The sequence below is a fragment of the Limnohabitans sp. genome, from assembly GCF_031539105.1.
In the GTDB taxonomy this organism is placed as follows: domain Bacteria; phylum Pseudomonadota; class Gammaproteobacteria; order Burkholderiales; family Burkholderiaceae_C; genus Limnohabitans.
The window spans coordinates 1-4,380 of the sequence record NZ_JAVKLM010000014.1 but is presented as its reverse complement, the minus strand read 5'-3'; the positions used below and the strand labels follow the sequence as shown (position 1 = coordinate 4,380).

The 4,380-nt window shown below is 51.6% G+C and carries 9 protein-coding genes and 1 pseudogene; all 10 read right to left on the bottom strand.

Translation table 11 applies throughout. The annotated features are described in order from the left end of the window. A pseudogene (locus RMR24_RS03750) lies at positions 1-85 on the bottom strand (30S ribosomal protein S11); the annotation flags it as partial. A gap of 12 nt (positions 86-97) precedes the next feature. Beyond that, a complete protein-coding gene (gene rpsM / locus RMR24_RS03745; protein WP_310613754.1) occupies positions 98-463 on the bottom strand; it encodes a 30S ribosomal protein S13 in 366 nt (121 codons plus the stop codon). 25 nt (positions 464-488) lie between these two features. After that, positions 489-602: a 50S ribosomal protein L36 gene (rpmJ, locus tag RMR24_RS03740; RefSeq protein WP_011481465.1), complete on the bottom strand. Its 114-nt coding sequence runs from the start codon at positions 600-602 to the stop codon at positions 489-491. A gap of 69 nt (positions 603-671) precedes the next feature. Then, the gene (secY, locus tag RMR24_RS03735) at positions 672-1,985 is read right to left on the bottom strand and encodes a preprotein translocase subunit SecY (RefSeq protein WP_310613753.1); all 1,314 of its coding nucleotides are present in this window, start codon (positions 1,983-1,985) and stop codon (positions 672-674) included. Between the two features lie 28 nt (positions 1,986-2,013). Further along, on the bottom strand, positions 2,014-2,445 hold the full coding sequence (rplO, locus tag RMR24_RS03730) for a 50S ribosomal protein L15 (protein WP_310613752.1): 432 nt from the start codon (positions 2,443-2,445) through the stop codon (positions 2,014-2,016). 10 nt (positions 2,446-2,455) lie between these two features. Beyond that, positions 2,456-2,638: a 50S ribosomal protein L30 gene (rpmD, locus tag RMR24_RS03725; protein ID WP_104796730.1), complete on the bottom strand. Its 183-nt coding sequence runs from the start codon at positions 2,636-2,638 to the stop codon at positions 2,456-2,458. 14 nt (positions 2,639-2,652) lie between these two features. Next, the gene (rpsE, locus tag RMR24_RS03720; RefSeq protein ID WP_104796731.1) at positions 2,653-3,171 is read right to left on the bottom strand and encodes a 30S ribosomal protein S5; all 519 of its coding nucleotides are present in this window, start codon (positions 3,169-3,171) and stop codon (positions 2,653-2,655) included. Positions 3,172-3,189: 18 nt separating this feature from the next. Further along, on the bottom strand, positions 3,190-3,555 hold the full coding sequence (gene rplR, locus RMR24_RS03715; RefSeq protein WP_104796732.1) for a 50S ribosomal protein L18: 366 nt from the start codon (positions 3,553-3,555) through the stop codon (positions 3,190-3,192). 11 nt (positions 3,556-3,566) lie between these two features. Beyond that, positions 3,567-4,100 carry a 50S ribosomal protein L6 gene (rplF, locus tag RMR24_RS03710; protein WP_310613751.1) on the bottom strand — a complete coding sequence of 178 codons (534 nt, stop codon included), beginning with the start codon at positions 4,098-4,100 and terminating at the stop codon, positions 3,567-3,569. 24 nt (positions 4,101-4,124) lie between these two features. Beyond that, positions 4,125-4,380: 30S ribosomal protein S8 (gene rpsH / locus RMR24_RS03705; RefSeq protein WP_310613750.1), on the bottom strand; the 256-nt coding region annotated here is incomplete at its 5' end.

The following is a 4,380-nucleotide window of genomic DNA, read 5'->3' as shown; positions in this document are numbered from 1 at the left end:
CGTGCACGTGCGCGATGCCGTCAGCAATGTTCTTACGAACCTTTTTACGTACGCGTGAAGCTGCGCCGCTTGGAGATTTAGCCATTGTTCAGTCCTATTATTTCTTCAACGACTGGGCTGCTTTACGCGGACCCTTACGTGTACGAGCGTTGGTACGCGTACGTTGACCACGCATAGGAAGACCACGACGGTGACGGAAACCGCGGTAGCAACCAATGTCCATCAAACGCTTGATGTTCATGGTTGTCTCGCGACGCAAGTCACCTTCAATCGTGAATTCAGCGATCTGGTCACGGATCTTTTCGAGGTCCGAGTCAGTCAGATCTTTGATCTTCTTTGTGTAATCAATGCCTGTTGCTTCGCAAATTTTGCGAGCGCGTGTGCGACCAATACCAAAAATAGCTGTGAGGCCAATTTCAGTGTGTTTGTGCGGCGGAATGTTAATGCCAGCGATACGTGCCATGTGCGTCCTCTTTAAACCAGTTCAATCAACCTTGGCGCTGTTTGTGGCGTGGATCTGTACAGATCACACGAACCACGCCCTTGCGGCGGATGATTTTGCAGTTGCGGCAAATTTTTTTGACCGAAGCCGAAACTCTCATTTCATTCTCCTAAAACTCATTTCATTTCACACCCTCATTGGCATGAAACACGACTTTTTACTTGGCCCGTTAGAGCGTTGTTTTGAAACTTGCCTTCTTCAACAGCGAGTCATATTGTTGGCTCATCATGTAGTTTTGCACTTGGGCCATAAAGTCCATGGTGACAACCACAATAATTAGCAACGATGTACCACCGAAGTAGAAAGGCACGTTGTATTTCAAGATCAAGAACTCAGGTAGCAAGCACACAAAGGTGATGTACACAGCGCCCGCAAGCGTGAGTCGAACCAAAATTTTGTCTATGTATTTAGCAGTGTGATCACCGGGACGAATGCCGGGAACAAAAGCACCACTCTTCTTCAGATTATCCGCTGTTTCTCGGCTGTTGAAGACCAAGGCGGTGTAAAAGAAGCAAAAGAAAACAATCGCAGCTGCATACAACATCACGTAGACAGGTTGTCCAGGTGCAAGTGCTGCAGAAATATCCTTGAGCCAGCTCATGCTGTCGCCAGTGCTGAACCAACTCACCACAGTGGCTGGCAACAAAATGATTGATGAAGCGAAGATAGGAGGAATCACACCCGCCATGTTCAACTTCAAAGGCAAGTGAGACGACTGACCGCCATACACTTTATTGCCCACTTGGCGGCGCGCATAGTTCACCAAAATTTTGCGTTGACCGCGCTCAACAAACACCACAAAGTAAGTGACCAACGCCACCACAATCACAATGAAGATGGCAGCCAAAATGCTCATCGCGCCAGTACGCACCAGCTCAAGCAAACCACCGATAGAACCTGGTAAGCCTGCTGCGATACCAGCAAAAATCAAAATAGAAATACCGTTACCCAAGCCACGCTCAGTGATTTGCTCGCCCAACCACATCAGGAACATCGTGCCAGCGGTCAAGCTGACCATGGCTGTCATACGGAATCCAAAGCCAGGTACGTTGACCAAACCAGCAGATGCTTCCAAGGCCAAAGCGATGCCCATAGACTGGAACAATGCCAAGCCTAAAGTGCCGAAGCGCGTGTACTGGGTGATCTTGCGACGACCTGCTTCGCCCTCTTTTTTGAGCTGCTCCAGAGAAGGCAACACATAGGTGAGCAACTGCATGATGATCGATGCAGAGATATAAGGCATGATGCCCAACGCGAACACCGTGAAGCGCGACAAAGCTCCACCCGAGAACATGTTGAATAAGCTCAAAATACCGCCCTGCTGACCCTTGAACAATTGTTGCAATTGGTCAGGGTTGATGCCAGGCACAGGAATATGAGCGCCCACGCGGTAAACCACCAAGGCGAGCAGCAAGAAGACCAGTCGGCGACGGAGGTCGCCGAACTTGTCGTTGTTACCGATCGATGGAGAGGTAGTAGCCACGGAGCGTTGTTCCTGTTGAATCTAACGATTACTCGACCGAGCCGCCAGCGGCTTCGATTGCAGCTTTAGCGCCGGCAGTAGCGCCGATGCCATTGAGCTTGACAGCAGTTGTCAATTCGCCAGTCTTCACAACTTTGACGACGCGAGCGATAGATGCCACGAGGCCAGCGGCCTTCAATGTCAACATATTGACTTCAGCAGCGCCGAGTTGTTGCAAGTCAGCCAAGGTCACTTCGTCGTTGTACTTCAAAGTGGTGGACTTGAAGCCGCGCTTGGGCAGGCGACGTTGCAAAGGCATTTGACCGCCTTCGAAGCCAACCTTGTGGTAGCCGCCTGAACGAGACTTTTGACCTTTATGACCGCGACCAGCAGTCTTGCCGAGGCCAGAGCCGATACCGCGACCAACGCGACGCTTGGCGTGTTTTGCGCCAGGTGCGTGGGTGATGTTATTGAGTTCCATCTTCAACCTTTTACAGCACTTTGACCAGATAGCTGATCTTGTTAATCATGCCGCGCACTGCAGGCGTGTCTTGCAACTCGCTCACAGAATTCAGTTTGCGCAAGCCCAAGCCACGGACAGTGGCGCGGTGCGATTCTTTGGTGCCAATTGGGCTACGCACCAATTGGATCTTCACAGTTTGAGGGGTAGTCATTGAATGCTCCGAGATTAAGCGAAGATTTCTTCGATGTTTTTGCCACGCTTAGCCGCCACTTCTGAAGGCGTCGTGGAATTGTTCAAAGCATCCAAGGTTGCACGAACCATGTTGTATGGGTTTGATGTACCGTGGCTTTTTGCCACGATGTCAGTGATACCCATCACTTCGAACACAGCGCGCATTGGACCGCCTGCGATGATGCCAGTACCCTTAGGTGCTGGAATCATCATGACGTTTGCAGCACCGTGACGACCGTGCACCTTGTGGTGAATCGTGCCGTTTTTCAAAGTAACTTTGGTCATGTTGCGACGGGCTTCTTCCATCGCCTTTTGAACAGCAGCTGGCACTTCTTTCGACTTGCCCTTGCCCATGCCCACGCGGCCATCGCCATCACCCACCACAGTCAAAGCTGCGAAACCGAGAATACGGCCGCCCTTAACCACTTTGGTGACGCGGTTGACCGCGATCATTTTTTCGCGGAGTCCGTCTTCTGGACCGTCACCCTGCGCTTTAGCTTGAAATTTAGCCATGTGTAATTTCCAATCCGATTAGAACTGCAAGCCAGCTTCGCGGGCTGCGTCGGCCAAGGCCTTGACGCGACCGTGGTAAGCAAAACCTGAACGGTCAAACGCCACTTTTTCGACGCCAGCTTTTTTCGCTTTTTCAGCGATCAGCTTGCCGATCACTTGCGCTGCATTGACGTTGCCGCCTTTGCCAGTTGCGCCGAGTTGTGTGCGCACTGCGGCTTCGGCTGAGGATGCTGTCGCAACCACTTTGGTACCGCAAGCGGAAACCACAGTAGCGTAGATGTGCAAGTTGGTGCGGTTCACCATCAAACGTGCAACGCCTTGGTTGGCGATGCGAATACGTGTTTGACGTGCCCGGCGGAGTCGCTGCTCTTTTTTGGTCAACATGTTGCAGCTCCTTATTTCTTCTTGGTCTCTTTGATCGTGATCTTCTCATCCGAATAACGGATGCCCTTGCCCTTGTAAGGCTCTGGGGGACGAATTGCACGAATCTCAGCGGCCACTTGACCTACGCGTTGACGGTCAGCACCTTTGATGATGATTTCCGTAGCGGCAGGTGTTTCAACCTTGATGCCTTCTGGCATGTCTTTGTTCACGGGATGAGAGTAACCCACCGCCAAGTTCAGCTTAGAACCTTGCGCAGCAGCTTTGTAACCCACACCCACCAAGAGCAACTTCTTCTCGAAGCCTTTGGTCACACCGGTCACCATGTTGTTCACCAACTGGCGCAATGTGCCACTCATGGCATTTGCTTCACGCGAATCATCAACCGGTGTGAATGTCACTTGACCGGCTTCGTTGACAACCTTCACCAATGCGTGGGCAGCAACCGACAGCGAACCGCCGGAACCCTTGACACTGATGTGGGCATTGTTAATAGATACGTCCACACCTTGGGGGACGATCACTGGCATTTTTCCTACTCGGGACATTTCAGTCTTTCCTTTAGGCTGCAGTTAAGCGACGTAGCACAACACTTCGCCACCGACACCGGTAGCGCGTGCTTTGCGGTCAGTCATCACACCCTGAGGTGTTGTGACAATTGCCACGCCCATGCCATTCATGACTTGGGGGATAGCGCCGCAGCCTTTGTAAACGCGCAAGCCAGGACGGCTCACACGCTCAATGCGTTCGATCACTGGACGACCTGCGTAGTACTTGAGAGTAATCTCAAGCTCAGTCTTGCCAGCGTCTTGTTTAATTTGAAAACCG